17 protein-coding genes are annotated in these 22,274 nt (G+C 69.3%); 11 read left to right on the top strand and 6 right to left on the bottom strand.

Annotation, left to right across the window (positions count from 1 at the left end):
- Nucleotides 1-42: 42 nt before the first annotated feature.
- On the bottom strand, nt 43-765 hold the full coding sequence (locus tag IPK85_15470) for a creatininase family protein (GenBank protein ID MBK8248781.1): 723 nt from the start codon (nt 763-765) through the stop codon (nt 43-45).
- Between IPK85_15470 and IPK85_15475 the strand changes: the two genes are divergently transcribed.
- Both IPK85_15475 and IPK85_15480 read left to right on the top strand, forming a co-directional pair.
- The gene (locus IPK85_15475) at nt 764-4,702 is read left to right on the top strand and encodes a hypothetical protein (protein MBK8248782.1); all 3,939 of its coding nucleotides are present in this window, start codon (nt 764-766) and stop codon (nt 4,700-4,702) included. The two genes, IPK85_15470 and IPK85_15475, sit on opposite strands and share 2 nt — an antisense overlap.
- A gap of 8 nt (nt 4,703-4,710) precedes the next feature.
- Nucleotides 4,711-6,477 (top strand): protein kinase, encoded by a 1,767-nt coding sequence (locus tag IPK85_15480; GenBank protein MBK8248783.1) that lies wholly within the window; start codon nt 4,711-4,713, stop codon nt 6,475-6,477.
- Nucleotides 6,478-6,516: 39 nt separating this feature from the next.
- On the opposite strand, the gene IPK85_15485 is transcribed toward IPK85_15480, so the two are convergent.
- Nucleotides 6,517-7,311 (bottom strand): TIGR00266 family protein, encoded by a 795-nt coding sequence (locus tag IPK85_15485; GenBank protein ID MBK8248784.1) that lies wholly within the window; start codon nt 7,309-7,311, stop codon nt 6,517-6,519.
- A gap of 125 nt (nt 7,312-7,436) precedes the next feature.
- Between IPK85_15485 and IPK85_15490 the strand changes: the two genes are divergently transcribed.
- Nucleotides 7,437-7,940 carry a hypothetical protein gene (locus IPK85_15490; GenBank protein MBK8248785.1) on the top strand — a complete coding sequence of 168 codons (504 nt, stop codon included), beginning with the start codon at nt 7,437-7,439 and terminating at the stop codon, nt 7,938-7,940.
- Between the two features lie 3 nt (nt 7,941-7,943).
- Here the strand turns inward: IPK85_15490 and IPK85_15495 are convergent, their stop codons facing one another.
- From IPK85_15495 to IPK85_15505, 3 genes are all read right to left on the bottom strand, one after another.
- Nucleotides 7,944-9,314, bottom strand: a complete 1,371-nt coding sequence (locus tag IPK85_15495) for a DNA polymerase IV (GenBank protein ID MBK8248786.1) — start codon at nt 9,312-9,314, stop codon at nt 7,944-7,946.
- 1,563 nt (nt 9,315-10,877) lie between these two features.
- Nucleotides 10,878-11,411: a GNAT family N-acetyltransferase gene (locus IPK85_15500; GenBank protein ID MBK8248787.1), complete on the bottom strand. Its 534-nt coding sequence runs from the start codon at nt 11,409-11,411 to the stop codon at nt 10,878-10,880.
- A gap of 43 nt (nt 11,412-11,454) precedes the next feature.
- A complete protein-coding gene (locus IPK85_15505; protein MBK8248788.1) occupies nt 11,455-12,444 on the bottom strand; it encodes an NAD(P)H-quinone oxidoreductase in 990 nt (329 codons plus the stop codon).
- 114 nt (nt 12,445-12,558) lie between these two features.
- Here IPK85_15505 and IPK85_15510 point away from each other — a divergent pair, with 114 nt between their 5' ends.
- From IPK85_15510 to IPK85_15520, 3 genes are all read left to right on the top strand, one after another.
- The gene (locus IPK85_15510; GenBank protein ID MBK8248789.1) at nt 12,559-12,840 is read left to right on the top strand and encodes a hypothetical protein; all 282 of its coding nucleotides are present in this window, start codon (nt 12,559-12,561) and stop codon (nt 12,838-12,840) included.
- A gap of 68 nt (nt 12,841-12,908) precedes the next feature.
- Nucleotides 12,909-13,442: a DinB family protein gene (locus tag IPK85_15515; GenBank protein MBK8248790.1), complete on the top strand. Its 534-nt coding sequence runs from the start codon at nt 12,909-12,911 to the stop codon at nt 13,440-13,442.
- Entirely contained in the window at nt 13,439-13,825 is a 387-nt protein-coding gene (locus IPK85_15520; protein MBK8248791.1) for an ACT domain-containing protein, read from the top strand. The genes IPK85_15515 and IPK85_15520 overlap by 4 nt, the downstream gene beginning before the upstream one ends.
- Here the strand turns inward: IPK85_15520 and IPK85_15525 are convergent.
- A complete protein-coding gene (locus IPK85_15525) occupies nt 13,815-14,177 on the bottom strand; it encodes a hypothetical protein (GenBank protein ID MBK8248792.1) in 363 nt (120 codons plus the stop codon). The two genes, IPK85_15520 and IPK85_15525, sit on opposite strands and share 11 nt — an antisense overlap.
- Before the next feature lie 120 nt (nt 14,178-14,297).
- On the opposite strand from IPK85_15525, the gene IPK85_15530 reads away from it, so the two are divergent.
- From IPK85_15530 to IPK85_15550, 5 genes are all read left to right on the top strand, one after another.
- Nucleotides 14,298-16,151 carry an ABC transporter ATP-binding protein gene (locus IPK85_15530; GenBank protein MBK8248793.1) on the top strand — a complete coding sequence of 618 codons (1,854 nt, stop codon included), beginning with the start codon at nt 14,298-14,300 and terminating at the stop codon, nt 16,149-16,151.
- A 53-nt stretch (nt 16,152-16,204) separates the two neighbouring features.
- Nucleotides 16,205-17,353, top strand: coding sequence for a divalent metal cation transporter (locus tag IPK85_15535; protein MBK8248794.1), 1,149 nt, complete (start codon nt 16,205-16,207; stop codon nt 17,351-17,353).
- Between the two features lie 59 nt (nt 17,354-17,412).
- Nucleotides 17,413-19,437, top strand: coding sequence for a hypothetical protein (locus IPK85_15540; GenBank protein MBK8248795.1), 2,025 nt, complete (start codon nt 17,413-17,415; stop codon nt 19,435-19,437).
- On the top strand, nt 19,430-20,629 hold the full coding sequence (locus tag IPK85_15545; protein MBK8248796.1) for an HD domain-containing protein: 1,200 nt from the start codon (nt 19,430-19,432) through the stop codon (nt 20,627-20,629). The genes IPK85_15540 and IPK85_15545 overlap by 8 nt, the downstream gene beginning before the upstream one ends.
- Before the next feature lie 94 nt (nt 20,630-20,723).
- Nucleotides 20,724-22,265, top strand: coding sequence for a YifB family Mg chelatase-like AAA ATPase (locus IPK85_15550; protein ID MBK8248797.1), 1,542 nt, complete (start codon nt 20,724-20,726; stop codon nt 22,263-22,265).
- Nucleotides 22,266-22,274: the final 9 nt, after the last annotated feature.

Below are 22,274 nucleotides of genomic sequence, written 5' to 3' on the forward strand. Positions count from 1 at the left end.
AACAGTACCCGTGGGGCAGGGTCCCGTTCAATGTGCAATCACTCATTCGTCGTCTTCCTGTGGCGCCATCAGGACCCGGTCGCGGACTAACCGCTTGATCCGTCGGTAGATAGCTTCACCGGTCGCCGCACTGGCCTGCCGAGGGCTGCCAATGGAGCCCGAGGAGGCGCGCGGTACTTTCAGCTTCTGGCGGCGCGTCGTTCGCCGCGGGTCGAAGTCCACGGCGCGGGCCATTTCCACCAGATGGGGGAACAGGTGCAACATCAGCGAGGTATCGGCTTCATCTCCGTGCAGCGCTGCCCGCCCGCTCGTCAGCTCGGGGAGGTCGATGCCGAGGATGTCCACAGCCTGCACGCGGGCGCCACGGGTGATCACGGTCGAGAGCGCCTCGAGGTGGCCGTCGTGCCCGTGCGCCGTGACCAGGATGAACTCCCTGATTCCCCCCGTTTCCCAGGTTTCAATGAGGTCGTTGAGGCTGCGTAGCAAGGTTTTGCGTCGCATGCCGCTGGCACCGGGACTGAGGCGGTCATGGGGCGTCATGACGCCGTACTCGATGGTCGGCGCGCGGAGGATCCCCACTTCCGCCGACAGTTCGTCGCACAGGCGCTCCGCAATGAGCGTGTCGCAACCAAAGGGCAGGTGCTGTCCGTGCGGTTCGCACGTCCCGACCGGGACGAGCAGGCGGGGGTCACGAGTGACCGCCTCCTGGACCTCGGAGGGGAGCATCTCCTTGAGGCGCAGCGGGATCAGCGATGCTTGAGACATGTCGGAGATGAAGGCGGTGCAGGGAGAGCGCCTCATGCTGGCCGCGGTCGCCGTGGGGTGTCTCGCGGCCGTGGTTCTGACGAGAGCCTGGGGACTACCATACTTGGTGGCGACGCTCGCAGCCACGTGCGTGGCGGGTGTCCTGACGGTGCTCCGACGGCCCGCCGTCGGCCGGTGGGTGGTCCTGGGTGGCCTCGTTTGTCTGGCCGGGCTCGCGGTACGCGCCTGGCGAGTCGGGCGCGCCGGGGCCGAAGGGGTTCCGCGCCCAGCGGAGGGAACCGCGCAGTTGGCAGCGCTCTCCCGTTCGGTGATCCCGGAGTTGCAGGCTGCAGCCATGCGCATGGCCCGTGCACCGATCGGCTCCGGACCCGGCCGTCGTCACACGGCCATCGAGGCGGTGTTGCCGAAGACGGTGCTTGGCGAAGCGGCCGGCGTCGTGCTCGATGCTGGCCGACCGGTGGCGTGGGCCGGCCCGGTTCGTGTCGCGATTGATTCGTTGCAGGGGGATGTGGGTGTCGCCCGCAACGCGTTCTATACAGTGGCCTGGGCGCGGGCGATGCATGGGAACCGGACCGCGTTGGCATTTCGCACCCTGGGCGCGGAAGCGCCCGCCGGGGAGCTGTCACGGCCGTTCACCCGGGCGGCCGCGAGCGTGGTTGGCTTTGCGGACGTCGAGGTCGTGGACACGCCGGACGGGGCGGTGCCGCTCACCGCAGGCGATGTGGCGCTCGCGTGGCTCCGGCCGATCAGCGCCGCGCCGACGGTGGCGCTGGCCCGCCGCGAGGCGCGGGCGCGCGCCGAGGTGCTCCTGGCGGCGGCCGGGGTCCTGGTCCTCGTGGTGGTTGCTGGCGGTGGTGTGCGCCGCCGCATCGTGGCACTAGCTGTCGCCGTCGTCGTGCTTTTCGTGGCGCCCCTCAGTACGCTGTCCAACCTCGCGCCCGCCTTTTCCGCGGCGTGGTACTACTCCCCCTGGGGCGGTCCCTACACGGCGAACGCAGGCGCGCTCGGCGTGATGGGGGCGTTAGGCACCCTGCTCGCGCTCCTGGTGGTGCGGCACGCGCGCTGGCGGCCGGCCGGCCCGGTGCGATGGGGGGCCGCGATTGTGGGCTCGGCTGCGGCGTTGTGGCTCGTGGAGGTGTTGACCCGCGGCGTCAGCCTGCCCCAGCGTGGGGCCGGCGCCGCCCATTGGGTGACGTGGGGGGTGGGGCTCTTCCTCGTCAGTTTCCCGTTCGGCGTCCTGACGGTGTGGGGCGGAGCGCGACGCGGACACCGCCCGACCCTGGGGTGGATCGCTTCACTGCTCGCCGTGGTGAGCGGGGCCCTCACGCCACTGCTATGGAGCGCGCAGAGTGGACTCCCGGGGTGGTGGTACGCCACCTGGGCCGTCATGCTGGGGTTGCTCGTGGCATCGCGCTGGGGGCCCGCGGTAATCCTGCACGTGGCCCTGGTGGCAGCCTGCGGGGTGACGAGCCTGGCGTGGGCGACCGTGACCGCCCAGCGCATTGAGCTGGCGGAAGGGGACGTCGCTGCCCTCACCGTCCCGGATATCGAGACGCAGCCCCTGCTCGAACGGCTCTACCAACGGGCCCTGCGGCAGCCCCCGGCGAGTTCGAGGAGCGCGCTGCTCAAGCTCTACGTGGGGTCGGAGTTGGCCGCCGCCGGCAACCCCGCCGAACTTGCGGTCTGGGATAGTGCGGCGAGTGCGGATGCCCCGGCAGCCGAACTCGTCGTCGCCCAACTGCAGCGACGTGCAGAAGGCGAGCGCGTGATCGTCCGGGCGGCCGCAGAGACGGGGGGGCCGCTCCTGCGCGACGTGCCGTCTCGGCAGGGCACCCAGCTCGTGCTCGCCGCGCCGCTCGGCGGCGGCCGCGTGTTCAGCGCGGTCGTCGCGCCCCGCAACCAACTGGCGGGTGATGATCCGTTCGCTGCCCTCGTCGGCCTGGACGTTCCCACGAGTGGGGAGCCGCCGTATCACCTCTCCATTTCGTCCACCTCGTCGCGGGATTCGTCACCGCCGGCCATGTGGGAGCGTCGCGACGACGAATGGCACGGCGATTGGCGGGTCGACGCGGTGGCGGACAACCTGTTCGCCCACGTGGAGGTGGAGTTGCGTCCCCCGGACGTGTTGCTCGCCCGTGGCGCGCTGCTCGTGCTCGTCGACCTCGCCGTCCTCGGTATCCTGTGGGCCCTGCTCGGGTTGGGGGATGCTGCCGCGCGTCGTTTGGCCCGGTGGCGCGTGCGCCGTTGGTGGCGCAGCTACCGCGCCCGATTGACGCTTACCCTGTTTGGGGCTTTTGTCCTGCCGTCGGTGGCCTTCGGGATCTGGACCCTCGATCGGCTCGCGGCGGAGGACCTCACGTCGCGCTCGCTGCTCGTGCACGAAACGCTCCGCGCGGTGCGCGTCGCGGGGCCCGAGGCGCTCGCGTCCGAGTCGGAACGCTTGCAGACCCCGCTATTCTGGTACGACGGTGGCGTCCTGACGGCAACGGCGGACGCGCTGCACCTCGATCTCGCGCCGCTCGGCCGCTTCCTGGATCCCGTGGCGGCGGACGAGGTCGTCTTTGGGCGCGAGGACGTGGCCAGTCGCCGCATCACGTTAGGTGCCGTCCCCACGCTCGTGGGCTATCGCGCCCTGGGTGGTGGGGCGGTGCTGGCGGCCCCGGCGCGGCGCTCGGAGCTGACCCTGGAACGGCAACGCGGCGACGTCCTCGCGCTCCTTCTGGTGGCCCTCGCGTTCGGCGGGGCCATTGCCTGGGGGCTCTCGGGACTTGCGGCGGTGGCGTTTGCCCAGCCGATCAACGCACTCCGCCGCGCGGCAGACCAGGTGGCCGGCGGCGCTCGCGAACTTCCTGCCTTGCGACGACGTCCCGCGAGTGAATTTGCCCCCGTGTATGACCGATTTCAGGCGATGGCGATCGACCTCGGTCACTCGCGCGACGCTCTTGAGTCCACGCGGCGTCAGACAGAGGCCGTGCTGCGCGACGTGGCGAGCGGAGTGGTCGCCCTCTCCGCGGCGGGCCAGGTGGTGTTGTCGAATCCCCAGGCCGAAGCACTGCTCGGACGTGGTATCATCGCCGGTGAACGCCTTCCGGTGGATGAAGGCCATCCGCTGGCGGGATGGGTCCGGCAGTTCGCGATGGGGAGCGATGAGGTGGCCGAACTCGACCTGTCATATCGGGGCCGCGACCTCCGGGCACGACTGACGCGGCTCACCCGAGGCGACGGAGGCGCCGTCCTCACCCTGGATGACGTCACGGAACTTGGTCGGGCGCAGCGTCTCTTTGCGTGGGCCGAGATGGCTCGCCAGGTCGCGCATGAGATCAAGAACCCGCTGACTCCCATTCGGCTTGGCGTCCAGCACCTCCGTCGGGCACACGCAGACCAGCGACCGGATTTTCCCCAGATTCTCGAGCGCAACGTCGATCGTGTCCTCGCCGAGATCGATCGACTGGACGAGATCGCGCGTTCGTTCTCGAAATTCGGGGTGCGCCCGGGTGATGCGGCTCCCCCGGACGTGGTGGACCTGAGCCGGATCGCCGAAGACGTCGTTGCCCTCGAGCGGCTGGGAGAGGCGACCGTCGATTGGCGCGTGGCGGTGCCCGTAGGGTTGATGGCTCGCGCTCGCGAAGGGGAGCTGCGCGAAGTGCTGCTCAACGTCCTGGAGAACGCGCGGCTCGCTGGCGCACGGCGGATCGAGCTCGTGGCGGAAATAGCAGACGGCCGGGCGAGGGTCACGGTCAGCGACGACGGGTCCGGGGTCAGCGATGACGTCCTCGCCCGGGCCTTCGAACCCCGCTTCTCCACCCGGACGAGCGGCAGTGGGCTTGGCCTGGCCATCTCGCGGAGACTGGTGGAATCGTGGGGTGGAAAGATCGACCTCAGCCGCGGTCCGGACCGCGGTGCGGTGGTGACGCTGACATTGGACCTCGCGGTGTAGCTTTCAGCATGTCGCGACGCACAGGCGAAAACGGTGGGGTCCCACGGAATCCCGCGTGGTCGGAACAACCGAACCGCGTGGCGTACGAGGTTCCATCACACCTGCGTGAGTGGCAGCTGCCGCCGGACTGGGCGTGGGGCAGCGAGGGGGTCACGATGGAGCATCGCCACTACCAGGAGGTCCGCGACGCGCTTGGGCGTTCCCTGTCTCTCGTGTCCGCCGCAGATCCGGCGCATGTGGGATGGCTGGCGGCGGAGGCCCGCGCGTTGGCGCACCGAAATCACCCATCCATCCCGACGACCTACCATTACTGGCCGCCGCATCCCGCCGCTGTGCGTGGGCCGGGCTACCTGCGCCGGTGGATCTCGGCGGAAACCCTGGGGGCCCGCGTGCGGCGACGGGGTGAAGACGACATCCCGTCGGCGGTCCGGGTGCTCCGGAACGTGGGGTCGATGCTGGTCTACGTGCACGACGGCGGCTACGCGCATGGCGCGGTGTCGCCCGAGGTGATCTGGACGGCGCCGTCCGGGCGCATCTGGGTATTAGGCTGGCAGTGGGCGCTGCATCGGCATGAAGTACCGGAGGGGCTCACCCCGGATGGCCGCTGGACGCCGATGGCCCCCGAGTGGAGCAGTGACGGCTGGATGCCGACTCCGGCGAGCGACCAATGGCAGCTGGCCGCGTCGGTTTTTTACGCGCTGACTGGTGAGCTGCCTCCGGCGGAGGATGCGCCCCCGCTGCGGCTGCTCCGGCCGGAATGCCCACAGTCCCTCGAGGCCATTCTGGCGCAGGCCCTGCGCCCCGAACCTGCGGAGCGCCACCGCTCGCTGTCGTTCATGCTGCGGGCACTGGAACGCGTTTCCGGGACGCGCTCGATGTTCTCGTCGATTCCGTCGATGCCATCCGCGCAGACGGAGGAAGGGCGTCTCCGTTGGGCGGTGGGGGACGACTACGACGTCCTGGGGTTCCTCGGACGCGGCACGTTCGGAAGCGTGTGGCGTGTCCGCGACCTGTCGTTGGAACGGGAGGTCGCGCTCAAGATGCTGCATCCGAACGTGGCGCAAGACGAACAGGCGGTGGCGCGCTTCCGTCGGGAGGCACGGCTCGCGGCGCAGCTGGCCCACCCGGGGATCATCCCGATCTACGACTGGGATGCACGCGCCGATGTCTCGTGGTACACGATGGAGCTGGCCGAGGGCGGCTCAGTCGCTGACCTCGTGGCACGCGCCGGGGCCCGCCCGTTCGACGGGGTGGCGTCCCAGATCGATGGGGTCCTGGATGCGCTCGCGTCAGCGCACGCCGTGGGGATCGTGCATCGTGACCTCAAGCCGGAAAACATCCTGATCGACCGGTACCGGCGCTGGCGCATCACCGACTTCGGGATTGCGCGGGCCGAGGGAGAACACGCCGGGGCCACGGGGACGCCGGCCTTCGCCGCGCCGGAGCAGATCCTCGGGGAGTCGCAGGGGCCCGGGGTGGACTGCTTTGCCGCAGCGGCCATCATCTACTTTGTGCTGACCGGCAAGCCGCCGTTTGCCGGCACAGATACGCAGGCCATCCTGGCGCAGCAGCTGGGCGCCCAGTGCGACCTCACCGGGCTCCCCGAGGCGCTCGTCGCGTTTCTCGAGAGTGGGCTCACGCCGGATCCCGCCGCCCGGTATGCCGATGGTGCGGAAATGCGGGATGATTGGCGTGAACTCGTGGACCTGATGGAGCGCGAGGACCGGGGGCGCGATTCCTGGTGGGAGCGCGTGCTCGGGCTGCGCGACGGATAGCCGGGATCGCCCGGGGTCGGGCGTCCCGGCTGGAGCCCGCTACCGGTCCCCGTCCAGGATGCCGCCCAGCACACCGAGGACACTCCCTTCTTCGCGGCGTCCTCCCGCCGCGCGCGGGGACGCGGCGATGATGCGATCCGCCAGGCGTGAGAAGGGCAGGGTCTGCAGGACGACCCGGCCGGGCCCGGTGAGCTGCGCGTAGAAGAGCCCCTCGCCGCCAAACAGCGCGGTCTTCACGCCCTTCACCATCTGGATGTCGTAGTCCACGGACGACTGCATGGCCACGATGCACCCGGTGTCCACCCGCAGCTGTTCCCCGGCGCCTAACGTCATCTCGTGAAGCGTGCCGGAGGCATGCACGAACACCAGGCCATCGCCGAGCAGGCGTTGCAGGATGAACCCTTCACCGCCAAAGAACCCCGCACCGATCTTGCGCGAAAAGGCGATGGACACCTCCACGCCACGAGCACCGCACAGGAACGAGTCTTTCTGGCAGATCAGCTCACCCCCCCAGGACGTCAGGTCCACCGGTTTGATCTTGCCCGGGTAGGGCGAGGCGAAGGCGACATCCTGTCGGACGTTCGCCTCGTTCATGAAGAACGTGACGAAGAACGAGTCGCCGGAGAGGACGCGCTTGCCCGCGCCCTTCAGCTTTTCCCACACGCCGCCACTGCCACGGCCGGTCGCGTCGAGCGTCGTGGCCATGCTGATGCCGGACTGCATGTACATCATCGCCCCGGCTTCCGCGACGACCGCCTCCCCGGGATCAAGGGTGATGATGACCCCCTGGAGGTCATCGCCGATCAGCTGATAGTCGATTTCGTCTGCGCGCATGGAAGGCGGGTGAGGAAGAAGACGATCCAATGTATCGGGAGGAGCCGGCGGTCGATCGCTCGACCAGTACGTCTGGACAAGACGTGGAGTTCCGCTGAAAAGAAACACGTCGTACCATTCGGCGCATGAGACTCCGCGCCGCCGTCCTGACCCTTGTTGTGATCTCCTGCGGTGGCGAGACGCCCCCCCCGCCTGCGGACAGCACTGCGATGCCGGACGTGGTCATCTTGGACACGGCGGTCGCCCCGGTGGACGGCTGCCGCAAGGACGGACTCTGGCAGTGGTGCTCGGTGCTCGATCGGCTGGACCGCGCCGGCGTCGTCCTCACGCCCCGTGACAGCGTGCCGGTGAATGACCTGCTGCATGGCCAACGCCGCACCTTTACGGTTGGGGCGGGCGAGGACGAGCTCCATGTGTTCCTGTATGAATCGGACGCGGCACGTCGGCAGGACACCGGAGCCATCGACAGCGCGACGGTGTCGCCCAAGGGGGAACGACGGAGCTACCGGGTGCAGCCCCTCCTGGTCACCTCCAACAACCTGGCGGCGCTGGTGTTCACCATGAACGAACGGACCAGCGAGCGGCTGTCCCTGGCCCTCTCCGCCGGGCTGCCGCAACCGACGCGCTGACGCCTAACGCGGACGGCTGGTCCGACCGGTCACCCGCCCCGGCAGCACCGCGTCACGCCCGAACCTGGAACGCACGGCGTCAATCGCCCGCGAGAGCCGGCGGTCCTTGTCGCTCTCCAGCATGGGGCTCCCCTCGTCGAAGAGCGTCAGTTGGGCCTCCCCATCGGCTTCGGTGAGCCCACTCAACGAGACGCCAAGCAGCCGGGCGGGCACGCGCCGCGCGCGACGCAGCTTCGCCAGGAGTTCATGCGCGGTGGCCAGCACGACGCGGTCGGAGATGACGCCGTGCGGCAGGGTGCGGGAGGCGTTTCTCGTCTTGAAGTCATGGTCCCGCAGTTTGACGGTGATGGTGCGGGCCATCAGCCCCCGCTCGCGCAGGTCGTGCGTGACGCGGCTCGCCAGGTGCACCAGCTCGCGACCCAGGGTGTCGTCGTCGGCGACGTCGGTGCCAAAGGTCTCCTCGTGCCCGGTGCTGCGCGCGGTCCCGCGCTCATGCACGTCGGATTCGTCGACGCCACGAACCCGTCGCTCGAGCCAGCCAGCGGCTCGCTCCCCAAGCCATCGTCGCAGGGTGTCCGGTGGTGTCTCGATCACGTCGCGGATGGTCCGTACCCCGCGCGACTCGAGCCGCTCGCGAAAGCGGGGGCCTACCATCGGGAGGTCGGCGAGCGCCAACGTGGCCACGAAGGTGGCTTCGTCCCCCGGGGCCACGATGTGCACGCCATCCGCGCCTGTCCCGGGTTTGGGTTTCGCGCGTTCCACGGCCAGCTTCGCCACCAGGCGATTGGTTCCCCCGCCAATCGAGACCGTCAGCCCGGTGGTCGCGATCACCGCGGAGCGAATGCGGTGCGCGGTGTCGCGCAGCGACTCGCCATGGTACAGGGCCTCGGTGCCCGCCATGTCGAGGTACCACTCGTCGATGGACGCTGCCTGCACAATGGGCGTGAACTGGCCGAGGACCTGGTGGATCTCGCGGCTGATCCGCCCGCACTCCCGCATGGGCACCGGCACGACCATCGCTCCGGGGCAGAGCCGCAACGCCCGCGCCGTGGGCATGGCGGAGCGCACACCGAACGCGCGCGTCTCGTACGACGCCGAACACACGACGCCCCTCGTCCCGCCGCCCCCAACGATCAGCAGCTTGGATCGTCCGGCGCCCTCCGGGTCGATGCGCCGAGCGACGGCGACAAAAAACGCATCCGCGTCGACATGCAGGATGCGGCGTGGCGTGGTCAGCTCACGTTCCCCCGCGCGGCCGTATCCGTCACTCCGTAGTGGCTGGCAAACTGTTCGCGGATCGCCGTCTTGAGAAACTTGCCGGCACTGGTCCGCGGGATGCTCGGCACCCCGACGATGGCGTCGGGAATCCACCATTTCGCGAACTGCCCGGCGAGGTGGGCCTTGAGGGCCTCCTCATCAAACACCCGCCCCTCGCGCAGGACGACCACGGCCAGGGGTCGTTCGTCCCACTTGGCATGTGGCACGGCAATCACTGCGGCCTCGGCGACATCGGGATGCCCCATCAGCGCCCCCTCCAGCGCGACCGACGAAATCCACTCGCCCCCGGACTTCACGAGGTCCTTCGCGCGGTCCTGAATCGTGACGCAGCCGCCGGCGTCGATGGTGACGATGTCACCCGTGCGGAACCAACCATCGGGAGTGAACCGATCGTCCGGCCCCTCGGTCTGGTAGTACGAGGCGGCGACCCATGGCCCGCGAACCTCGAGTTCGCCCATCGTCGTGCCGTCCCAGGGCGCGATCCCCGTCTCGTTGCGCGCCCGGATTTCCACGAGCGGAGTCGGCCGTCCCTGGCGCGCGCGATAGGCGTACTGCGCGTCCGCGGTGGCATCCACCAGCTCGGGTGGCAGCTGGCTGACCGTGCCTAACGGGGACGTCTCGGTCATCCCCCAGGCATGGACGATGCGCAGCCCGTGGCGCTCCTGGAATCCACGGATCATTGCCAGCGGCACGGCCGACCCGCCGACCACCATGGTGTGCAGGCGGGAGAGGTCCCACTGGCCGGGCGCGGCATCCAGTGCGGCGAGGATCCCCATCCAGATCGTCGGGACACCAGCGGTGAGGGTCACGCGTTCGTCCTGGAACAGCGCGAGCAGGGATGGCGCGTCGAGATGCGGTCCCGGATGGACCTGCCCCGCGCCCAGCATGGCGCAGGCGAACGGCAGCCCCCAGGCGTTGACGTGGAACATCGGGACCACCGGCAGCACCACGTCGCGGTCCGAGAGCCCAAAGGAGGAAACCAGGCCGAGCCCAAGTGCGTGCAGGACCACGGAGCGGTGCGAGTAGACGACCCCCTTGGGTTGCCCGGTTGTGCCCGACGTGTAACACATCGCCGCGGCGCGGTCCTCCGCCACATCGTCAAAGGGAAAGGTGTCGTCTTCGGCGGCCAGCAACGTCTCGTAGTCCAGGGTCCCGGGGGGAACGAGCCCATCGTCGGTCATGACGATGACGTGTTTCGCGTTCACCCGCGACGCGCACTTCTCCCACAGGGGCCAGAGGACCTTGTCGACCAGGACGACCGCGTCGCCCGCATGATGCGCGATGTAGCTGATGTCGTCGGGGTGCAGTCGAAGGTTGAGCGTATGCAGTACCGCACCGACCGAGGGGATGGCGTAATACGCCTCCACGTGTCGCCAATGGTTCCATGCCAGGGTCGCCACGCGGTCCCCGTCCCGGACGCCCAGTCGTTGCAGCGCCTTCGCCAGGCGCGCGCTGCGTGAGATCAGCTCGCCGTAGGTCGTGCGGTGTATGCTCTTGTCCGCTCGGCGACTGACCACCGCCCGGTGGGCATACAGGCGTCTCGCCCGTCGGATCATGGACGGGATCGAGAGAGGGACATCCATCATCTGGCCGTGCATCGGCATCCTCCGGCTGGGCGGTGGCTAAGATGCCCGCCTCACCGGGACCTGCACAACCGCGTCATCCCAGGCGCTTGGTAAAGCAGCTCTTCGGCGCGATGGGGACACCCCGAGCGGCCAGTGCCTCGTATCGCGCGACCTTCTCCGGAAAGCGATCCAGCGAGGTGGTGGCGTATCCCAACGACTCGAAGAACTGGGTGGCCCGGCTCATGGCGAACAGTTCCGGGATCCCGCGGCGTCGCGCCACGGCTTCGACCCCACGTACCGCGAGCGAGCCCAGCCCGCGTCCCTGCGCGTCACGTGAGACGGCCACCGCACCCACTTCAGCGACAGATGGCGAGTACTCGGTCAATGCCGCGCAGCCGAGCACCCGGTCGTTTCCGTCGACGATCACCACGAAGTCGTGAATCGCCGCCTCGATCTCGCCGAGGGATCGCGGGAGCAACTGCCCCTCCTCGGCGAACTGCGCCAGGATCCCCGCAACATCGGCGGCGTCGCCAGTCGCGGCCGCGCGCGCGAAATGAGTCGCACTGAGGTGCGACTTCGTGTTTCTGCGGGGACGGGGGTGAGCCCGACGGACTGCGACTTTATGCATGGTGAATGCATAAGTACCATCGCCTCGCGTCGCAAGTTCCGTTTCACGAGAGGCGGATTACCACCTTGCCAGCACTGGAGTTGGACTCGACGTGGGCATGCGCCTCCTGGATCTCACTGAGGTCGAATATCCGGTCGATATGCGCCCGGGCGCTGCCGTCGGCCAGGAGCGGGACTACCTCGCGTTCGAAGGCCACGGCGACTTCGGCTTTCTCTTCGGTGGAGCGCGATCGGAGCACCGTCCCGCGCAAGGTCAGCCGTCGTGACAGAATGCGGCGAAGGTCCAGGGTGGCCTGCGCTCCTGCAATCGCGCCGACGAGTAAGATGCGACCCCGGAGGGCGGCGAGTTCGGCGCTCGCGGCAACATACGCACCCCCGAGCAGGTCGATCACCACCTCGGCACCGCGGCCGGAAGTGAATGCGAGGACCCGGTCGCGGAGTCCGGTGAGTTCCCGGTCAACGACCAGCCCGTCTTCCATGCCGTACTGGCGGGCCAGTTCCAACTTGGCGGGGGTGCGCGTGCTGCCGAACACCTGGGCCCCGAAGGCCCGCCCAAGCTGCGCGGCCGCCAGCCCCACTCCGCTGGCGACCGCGTGGACGACGACGGTCTCGCCGCGCTGCAGTCCGGCCTGCGTGCGCAGGGCGTCATGCGCGGTCATGAAGGCCTCGGGGATGGCACCAGCGTGGTCCCAGTCGAGGCGGGAGGGTACTCGCACGAGGGTCACGGCCGGCACCGTGACCCATTCGGCATGGGCGCCGCCCCCGCAGATGGCGAAGACGCGGTCTCCCGGGGACCAATCCCGGACCCCAGCGCCTAACGATTCGACCTCTCCGGCAAACTCGATCCCGGTGATGTCGCGCGGCGCACCTGGGGGCGCAGGGTACACACCGGCCCGCTGGAGGAGGTCGGCGCGGTTGAGGGCGCTGGTGCGGACGCGTACCAGGACCTCCCCAGGGGCCGGCGTGGGTTTGGGGACCTCGCGGATCGCGAGGACCTCCGGGCCTCCGCTGGCGGTGAGCACCGCCGCGCGCATGGTCGACTGGCGAGGTTCGGTCATGCGGCGCAACCTATGGCGCGTCGGCGGGGGCCGAAACCTGTGCCGGTCCCCACCGTACGCAGGAAGAGAACGCTTCACGAGGAGACCACCATGTTCGGACTGATCACGCTCATCATTGCCGCGGCGGCGGCCCTGGTCGGGTATACGCAGGCGAAGGCGTTTGTCAGCGAGCGCCTTCGGTATGTCGACGCGGCGCAGTCCGGGATCGCACCGGTCCTCGCTGGTGTGGGTGCGACGCTGATCGGTGGCGCGTTGGCCGGGCTGCTTCCGCTGGTTGGAGGTGGTACCGCGCTCCTGTTCGGCGTGAGTGTCGGGATGGGCGTGGCGTCGGGACAGAAGTCGATTCGGCGCGCTCTCCCGCCCGGCGCCTAACGCGCCCTCCCCGGGGGGCGCCGACCCGTCGCGGTGGCTCCCCGCGCGCCGGAACGCCATATTCCGGCATGCATCCTCTGCTCTCCGAAGTCCTTGCGGCCACCGAAGCCGCCCGCGCCGACCTGCTCGCGCTCATCGACCACCTCGCGCCCGGACAATGGGATCAACGCGCCAGCACCGGTGGATGGACCGTCGGTGAGGTGGTCGGCCACCTGCAGCTCGTCGAGGATTCGTCGGTGCGCGCCTTGTTCCGTGCTTTTCGCACGGCGCGCGATGCCGGTCTCGGCCACGAAACAGAGACGGCCAGCCGCCTGCATTCGCTCGACGGCGCACGGATCGAGGAAACGGTCCGCCCGCTGCCGGCGCCGCCCATGGTGACGCCCACCGACGCGGCGGACATCGCCGCGCGGCGGGAGAAGCTCGAGTTCAGTCGGTCCGGCCTGCGCAAGTTCGCCGCCGAGGCGGATGGGATGGCGCTCTCCCAGGTCAAGTTTCCGCACCCAGCCATCGGGGAGATCGACCTCTACCAGTGGGTGCTCTTCATCGGGCAGCACGAGCGTCGCCACATCGCGCAGATCCGGCGGATCCTGCAGGTCGCGTGACGCGCGTCCTTCGGCAGCGACCCGAGCGTCTCGCGGTCGCACGGCTCGACCCGTCGCACGGCTGGCCGTGGTGGGCGACCTACTCGAGGGTCACGTCGGTCACCAGGACGCCGTCGGAGACGTCGGTGGTGGCGGAGGAGCACCTTGTTCCCGTGGGGACCAAGGCCGAACGCGGCTTCGTGGCGTTCGAGGTCCCGGGTCCGCTCGATTTCTCCGAGATCGGGATTTTGGCGAGCCTCACCAGCGCACTCGCGGCGACTCAGGTGAGCTGCTTCGCGATTTCCACCTTCGATACGGACCTCGTCCTCGTCCGGAGTCCGGACGTCACCCGCGCCGTCAGCGCGTGGCGCGGCGCGGGTTGGACGGTCGAGGTTACGGCGTAGCCGGGGGCGGCTCTGGCGTTTGGCTCCCCTTTTTCGTGAAGGCGCGTACGAGCCAGATGATCACGATGACGGGAAGGGCGAGCTTGAGCACGACCAGTCCCAGGCTCAGCATCCAGAAAGTGAAGCCGAGGAGGGCGCCGCCGACGACCACGACGAGTATCAGCGGCAGGCCGAACACGAAGAGGACGATGAGCAGCGGGAGCCCGAGAATCGCGAGCAGGATGAGGGCGGGGATCCCGATGGCCTTGAGGACGAACGCCAGGGGAAGGAGCCATCCCAGGCTACCGAGTGCCTTGAGGAGCGCCTTGAGGGCAACCCAGCGCGTCAGCAACGTCGTGATCAGCGTCCACATGGTGAGCGGCCCGGTGTGCAGGTGTGGTCAGTCGTACGGGTGGCGTGGCCGAGGGTTTCGGAGCTGTGCCGTGGCGGTCCCGTAAGGCCTTAGCTTTCCCACCCCCGCACTCCGGATCCGATGGCTGCCCAGGACGCTCCCGCGAAGAAGAAGGTGAACATGTCCCGCGCATGGGCGGAAGCCCGGGCGTTGATGTGGGAGCATCGTCGATCGTTGGGGGTCGGCTTTGCCCTGATGATCGTGAATCGGCTGGCGGGGTTCGTCCTGCCGGCGAGCTCGAAGTTCCTGATCGATGACATCATCGGCAAGCAGCGGATGGACCTGCTGTGGCCCCTGGCCCTGGCGGCCGGCGCGGCGACGATCGTGCAGGCCATCACCTCGTTCGGGCTCTCACAGGTCGTGTCGATTGCGGCACAGCGCGCGATCACCGATATGCGCATTGCGGTGCAGAAGCATGTGCTGCGACTCCCCGTGTCCTTCTTCGACTCGACCAAGACGGGGGTGTTGATCTCGCGCATCATGTCGGACGCCGAAGGGGTGCGGAACCTGGTGGGAACCGGCATCGTGCAGCTGGTTGGCGGGTTCCTGACCGCGATCATTGCGTTAGGCGCGCTCTTCTGGCTCAACTGGCGCATCACGGCGCTGACCATCGTGTTGCTCGCCGGCTTCGGGGCGATGATGGCGGTGGCGTTCAAGCGCTTGCGCCCGATCTTCCGCAAGCGCGGTGAGTTGAACGCCGAGGTGACCGGGCGTCTGGCCGAGAGTGTCGGCGGGGTGCGGATCGTGAAGGTGTACACCGCCGAGGAGCGTGAGGAGCGCACGTTCATCCAAGGGGCGGAGCGACTGTTCGACAACGTGCGATCGACGATCACGGGGACGTCGGCGGTCGGCGCGGGCACCACGGTCATTGTCGGTGTCATCGGCGTGCTGCTGATCGTGATGGGCGGCGGCGCGATCGGCCGCGGCGAGATGACCCTCGGCGACTTCATCATGTACGTGTTCTTCATCGGGATGGTCGCCGCCCCGCTCGTCGGGATCGCGTCGATCGGCACGCAGATCACCGAGGCGTTCGCCGGGCTGGACCGGATTCGCGAGATCCGGGACATGCCGACGGAGGACGCCGCCGATGCGACGAAGGGCCCGGTGGGCGACGTGCGTGGCGCGGTGGAGTTCCGCAACGTGTCGTTTGCCTATGTGGAGGGAGTGCCCGTGTTGCGCAACGTCTCCTTCACCGCGCCGGCTGGGAGCACGACGGCGCTCGTGGGGAGCAGCGGGGCGGGGAAGAGCACGATGATCGGCTTGGTCATGGCGTTTAACCGACCGCAGCAGGGCGAGATCTTCCTGGATGGACGCCCCCTGAGCGACTTGCGACTCCGGGAGTACCGACGGACCCTCGGCGTCGTGATGCAGGACAACTTCCTGTTCGACGGGACCGTCCGTGACAACCTCGCGTATTCGCGCCCCGACGCGACCGATGAGCAGGTGCGGTCGGTGGCGCGGATCGCCCACGTGGACGAGTTCGTCGAGAAGTGGGAGAAGCAGTACGACACGGTGGTGGGTGAGCGGGGGGTGAAGCTGAGCGGCGGCCAGCGGCAGCGCGTTGCCATTGCGCGCGCGATCCTCGCCGACCCGCGGATCCTCATCCTCGACGAGGCGACGTCGAGCCTGGACAGCGAAAGCGAGGCGATGATTCGCGACGGGCTGCGCAAGCTTCGGCAGGGGCGCACGACCTTCGTGATCGCCCACCGGCTCTCGACGATCGAGAGCGCCGACCAGATCCTGGTGGTGGAGGAGGGGGAGATTGTGGAGCGCGGCACCCACGCCGAGTTGATGGCGCTTGGCGGTCGCTACCGCGACCTGCACAATCGCCAGTACGGCGAAGAGTCGGATCGCTACGTGAACCCGGGTGAGGACTTCACGGCGGTCGCGCCGGTGGCGGGGACCCCGCCCAGCGTGGCCCGCAGCGGGCCGTGACGTCCCGGGAGGAACGCTCCGTTCGCGGGGCGTTGATCGGGGCGGCGTTCCTGATGGCCACGTCGGCCATCGGCCCGGGCTTCCTGACCCAGACGGCCGTATTCACCCAACAGTTGGGAGCGAGTTTCGGGTTCGCGATCCTGGCGAGCATCGTGCTCGACCTCGGGGCCCAGCTAACCACGTGGCGCGTGATTGCTGCCGCCGGGCGGCCCGCCGGGGCGGTGGCCGACGCGGTGCGTCCGGGGCTCGGGACGGTCCTGGCCGTCCTGGTCGCCATTGGCGGGGTCGCATTCAACGTGGGCAACGTCGCCGGGGCAGGGCTCGGGCTCAACGTGATGCTCGGGATGGATGTGCGCCTCGGCGCTGGCCTGAGTGCGGTGGGGGCGATCGGGCTCTTCCTCTCTCGTGAGGCGGGGCGCGCGATGGACCGCTTCACGCAATACCTGGGCTTGCTGATGGTGGGGCTGACCGGATGGGTGGCCGTGGCGTCTTCACCGCCGGTCGGGGAGGCGCTGGTTCGCAGCGTGTGGCCGCGGGACCTCGACCTGCTGTCGATTACCACCCTGGTTGGGGGGACGGTTGGTGGCTACATCACCTTTGCCGGTGCCCACCGGTTGCTGGATGCCGGGGTCCATGGTGTCGACCGGATTCCCCAGGTGACCGTCGCTGCTACGCGCGCCATCGGCATTGCGTCGTTCATGCGCATCGTGCTGTTCCTGGCCGCGCTTGGCGTCGTGTCGGGGGGGGCCACCCTCGATCCCTCGAACCCGCCCGCGTCGGTCTTTCGGCTCGCCACCGGGGAGGTCGGGTACCGGGTATTTGGCGTGGTGATGTGGGCGGCGGCGATCACGTCGGTGGTCGGGGCGGCGTACACCTCGGTGAGCTTCCTTCGCACCGTCCATGCCGTCATCGACCGCAATCACCGGGGCTGGATCGTGGGGTTCATCGTCGGATCCGCGGTCGTTTTCCTCGCCATCGGGCGGCCGGTCCGCACCCTGATCCTGGTGGGGGCGCTCAACGCCTTGATCCTGCCGTTGGGGCTCGGCGTCATGCTCCTGGCGGCCCGGCGGCGGGACATCGTGGGGGAGTACCGTCACCCTGGGGCGCTGGTCGCGCTGGGCTGGACGGTCGCGCTGTCCATGGCGGCGATGGGGCTGCTGACCGTCGTCAGGGATGTTCCCCGACTTTGGCAGGGAGGGTGAGCGGGGGCCGCCGGGGGTGACTGGAGGGTGCTGGTGCTCGTCTTTTGGGTTGGCTCCCCATGCGCACTTCCACTCCTGGACACACGCAGACCGCCGGGTCGCTGGCACCACGGCTGCATGAGGCCCTTACGGACCTCGCGGCAGCGGTGCAGCGGCGGGCGATCTACCCGGCCGGGCACCCCGTCCTTCGGGGGGCGGTCAACGGCGTCTGGGAACGAGTGTCGGCATGTTTGGCGGAAACCGGGAGTCTCGATCTCGGCATTGGCGGTCGGCGGTTCGTGCATTTGGCGACGGAGAGCGATGCGGGCCATCCCCTGCTCGGCGATCTCGCGTCGCGGCTCTCGGCGCACCGGGTGGGAGGGCTTCGGCTCACCGCGGGTGTAAGCGCCGTCCAGCTCGGGGAGTTCATCGACGCCATCTCCTGCTCCCCCGATGCGGCGGACGCGCCGCGCTTCGATGACGACGACCGGCACCGCTGGAGCCACATCGAGGTTCGCGCGATCGCGTTTGATCGCCTGGGGCTGATCGACGACCTGGAGGCCCCGGTTGAGCGATCCAGCGCCGCCGCCTGGCGGGCGCTCGCATCGACCGCTTTCAGCGAGTCCGGAGCGGACGCCGGGGAGGGGCCCGTGGTTTCGCCAGCGGCGATCGCCGCCGCGCTGCTGGAGCGGTCAGAAGCTCAGGGCGCCCGGGTGGACCAGTTTGAGGAGTTTCTGCACAGCCTCGGGGGGGCCGATCCGTCAGACGCGGGGGTGGAACAGGCGGTCGCGGTGATCGAATCGCTGGGACGGGCAGGGTTGGCGCGGGTCTTCGAGGTGCTTGGGGAAGTGCGAACACAGCAACTGATCCGGGGGGCAGTGGACCAGCTCCCGGTCGGCGCTGCCGTGGACCTCGTCCACGGGGCCTCGGACGCGAGGGGCCGGGTGGTCTCCTCCTCGCTGATGCGCATGCTGCAGAAGGTGGGCGACGTGGCGCGTACCGGGCGGCCGAACCGCAAGGGGGATCGCCTCCTGCAGCTGGCGATTCGCCGCCTGCTGCACGAGTGGACCCTCGAGTCGCCCAACCCGTTGCCGTACGACGAGGCGCTGGTGACCCTCTCGTCGCCGCAGGTGCGGGGGGTCGATCGCCGCCGCGACGTGGTGGAGCCCGAGCGACTGGTGGATCTGGCCCTGGAGGTTGGAGATACCGGGGCGGCGACGGATACGGCCCTCTCGCGCCTGGTGATGCGCGACGGTCTCGCCGCGACGATGGCGTTCCTTGCCGCGTATCCGGCCACCGAGGTGCGCGAGCGGCTGATGAACCGGCTGGTGAATGAGTCGAGCGTCCGGGAGCACCTGGCGCAGCCGGTGCTCGACGTGGGCTTCTTGCGGCAAGCCGTCGATCGGCTGCGGCATCGGGCGGCGCTCGCGCTGGTGGATGCGCTGCAGCGTCGCCCGGAGGGCGACGTCGCGATCCTCGTTGACCTGCTGCAGCGCATCGGTTGGGATGCGCTCGAGCCGATCGGGGCGCGGGCGGCGGATGCGACCCCGCGCGTGCAGCGTGCCCTGGTGACCCTGTTCGACGCACTCGATGCCTGGCCCCCACAACTCGACCCGCTGCAGTGGATGACCCACCCCGACTTCATGGTGCGCCGTGAGACGATCAAGCACCTGCTCAAGGGGTCCGCGACGCGCGACCTCGCGACCTTGACGGCCCTGCGCGATGCCGATGTCCGGATGGTGGCCATCGGGCTCCATGCGATCGCCGGTACCTGCTCGCCCGCGGCGGCCCGTGAGGTGATGCATCGGTACGCCGATCCCGGCTTCACGACCGAGCTACGGGTGCGGGCCATCCGCGCGGTGGCGTCGAGTGGGGGTGGAGACGTGGCGACCTGGCTCACGTCCCTGGTACGTCGGCGCCGACGCTGGTTCGGGGGGGAGCGGCTGGCCAAGCCGACGCCGGAGGCGCTTTCCGCGGTTGGGGCACTAGCCCAATGGTACCCGCGGCACCCGGCGGCCAGTGAGGTGTTGCGCCTCGCGCAGGCGAGTCGACAGCTGGAGTTTCGTCGAGCGGCGAGTGGTTCGCCGGTGGTGGCCCATGCGTGATGCCATCGCCTACCTGACGTCGCTCGCCCAGGCGCTCGCGCGCATGGGGCTGTACGCCGACGGCCACCCGGCGCGGCAACGGGCGGCCGATGCGTCGCTGGCCTCGCTTCGGTCGCTGCAGGCGCAGCATCCGCAGGTCACCTTTTCCTTCCTGGGCGATGTCGTGCTCTTCGGCGATGCCCCGCTGCGCGACCTGCAGGGGTGGGACTGGGGGCGCAAGCTGGCCGCGGTTGGGGTCCAGCGCCTCGAGTTCCACGATGCGGTGTCGACGGAGGAGTACCGGGCGTTCCTGGATTCGCTGCTCCCCAGGTTGGCGCGCGGCCGGGCCCTGGACGTCGGTCACATCGAGCCGCGCACGCCGGCCGGGGGGTCGGAGTGGATCCGCTATGGCGCGGTCGGTTTGCGGGAGCTGTCCGCGGCGCGCGACGCGTCGGCGGGGCAGGGTGGGGTGGACGGGGAGCCGATGGACCTGAGCGATGAGGCGGCGGCCGTCGCCTGGCTACACGACGAAATCATCGAAGGGCGCGAGGTGGCACTGCAGGAAGCCGAGATCGTGGTCCACTCGCTTGCGGCATCGCTCCATGCGGGGCAGCGCATGCTCGTCCCGCTCCTGCAGCTCAAGGAGTTCGACCAGTACACCACGACCCATGCGCTGAACGTGGCGGTGTTGTCCATGGCGCTCGCCGAGCGCCTGGGCCTCTCGTCGCGCGAGATCCTACAATACGGGATGGCCGGCTTGCTCCATGACCTGGGCAAGATCAAGGTGCCCGTGGAGATCCTGCGCAAGCCGGGCAAGCTCACGCCGGAGGAGCTCGAGGCGATGCGCCAACACCCGGCAGACGGCGCCCGGCTCATCCTGGCGAGGGACGACCGCCTGGATTTGTGCGCGACCGTTGCCTTCGAACACCACATCATGATCGATGGCGGGGGATACCCCACCCGCATGCGGCGCTGCGACTGCCACCACGCGTCCATGCTGGTCCATGTCTGCGACGTGTACGACGCGCTGCGCACCAACCGGCCGCATCGCATCGCGTGGGAAGCAACCGATATTGCCTCGTACATCGAGGGCCGGATCGGGCTGGAGTTCGAGTCGACGGTCGGACGGGCGTTCCTCGCGATGATTGGCGAGGCGGACGTCACGACGGCGCGCGCGGATATCATCGACGACCTCATCGCTCAAGCGGGTTAGGCCACCGATCGACTCCCGCCTCCCGCAGTGAACCTGCTGCGGTGTGCGTTGTGCTGGTACCGCCACCGGGCGATCGGCGCCCTAACGTGACGGCATGCTGGCTGCGGTCCGTTCTGCTGCGTTGTCGGGGATCGAGGCCGTGCGGGTGACGGTCGAGGTCGACGCGTCGCGCGGCCTCCCGTTCTGGGTCGTCGTGGGCCTCGCAGCCCACGCGATCAAGGAGAGTCGCGAACGCGTGGGCGCGGCGCTGGCAAACTCCGGCTTCGACCTGCCGGCGCGACGCTTTACCGTGAGCCTCGCCCCGGGGGACATGCGCAAGGACGGCACCGCGTTCGACTTGCCGATTGCCCTGGCCATGTTGGCTGCCACCGGCCTCATCCCAAGTGACGCCTTGCAGGGCGTCGTCGCCGTGGGTGAACTCGGCCTCGATGGGTCCATTCGCCCTGTTCGCGGCATGCTGCCCATGGCGATGCACGCGGGCAACGACGGCCAGGTCCGCGCACTGGTCGGTCCGGTGGCCAACGCGCCGGAGGCCGCCTTGGTCCCCGGGCTGTCGTACTGGGGCGTGTCGACTCTGCGGGATGCCGTGGGGGCACTGAGCGGAGGCGAGGTGACCAGCCGGCCCCCTCCGCGCGCCACCGTCGCGATGCCGGTTCCGGACGTTGACCTGGCGGATGTCTCGGGGCAGGAGGTCGCGAAACGCGCGCTGGAATTGGCGGCCGCCGGTGGGCACGCGCTGCTGCTCGTGGGGACGCCGGGGTCAGGGAAGACGATGCTCGCGCGCCGGCTCCCGACGATCCTTCCGCGGCTCACCGAACAGGAAGCCCTGGAAGTCCTGACAATCCAGTCGGTGGCGGGCATGCCCGTGCCGGTCGCGCCGGAGCATGTGCCGCGACCGTTTCGCGCCCCGCATCACACCCTGTCCACCGCGGCGCTGGTCGGCGGCGGCAGTGTGCCGCGCCCCGGGGAGGTCACCCTCGCCCACCATGGCGTGTTGTTCCTCGATGAGTTGCAGGAGATGCCCCGGTCGCGACTCGATGTGTTGCGCCAACCGATGGAGGAGGGACGGGTGCTCATCGCCCGGGCGCAACAGGCGGTGACCTTTCCGGCGGCGTTCGCGCTGATCGGCGCGATGAATCCCTGCCCCTGCGGCTATGCCGGAGACACGAGCGGGCGGTGCCGATGTCCGGCGGCGGAGGTGGCGCGACATCGCGGTCGCGTCTCCGGTCCCCTCGCGGATCGGATCGATCTGACCGTGTCCGTCCCGCCGCTCGCGCTGCACGCCCTGCACGGCCGTCCCGGATCAGGCAGCGCCGAGGTGCGCGCGCGGGTGGAGGCGGCGCGCGGCCGCCAGGTCCGACGATTCGCCGGGCAACGGGTGCCGGGGTTGTGCAACGCCCGCGCGACCGGGCGCTGGATCGACGCGCATACGCCCGTTGATCCGGTGGCGCGGACCACGCTCACGCGCCTGGCGGAACGTGCAGGGCTCTCCGCCCGCGGGTACCACCGCATCCTCGCCGTGGCCCGGACCGTGGCCGATCTCGAGGACGACGACGTGATTCGTCCACCGCATGTGGCGGTGGCCTACCACTTCCGAACGAACGACACGCTGCCATCGCCCAACGGCGGTCCCTAAGTTGTCGCC

It is taken from the genome of Gemmatimonadota bacterium, from assembly GCA_016712265.1.
GTDB lineage: Bacteria > Gemmatimonadota > Gemmatimonadetes > Gemmatimonadales > Gemmatimonadaceae > RBC101.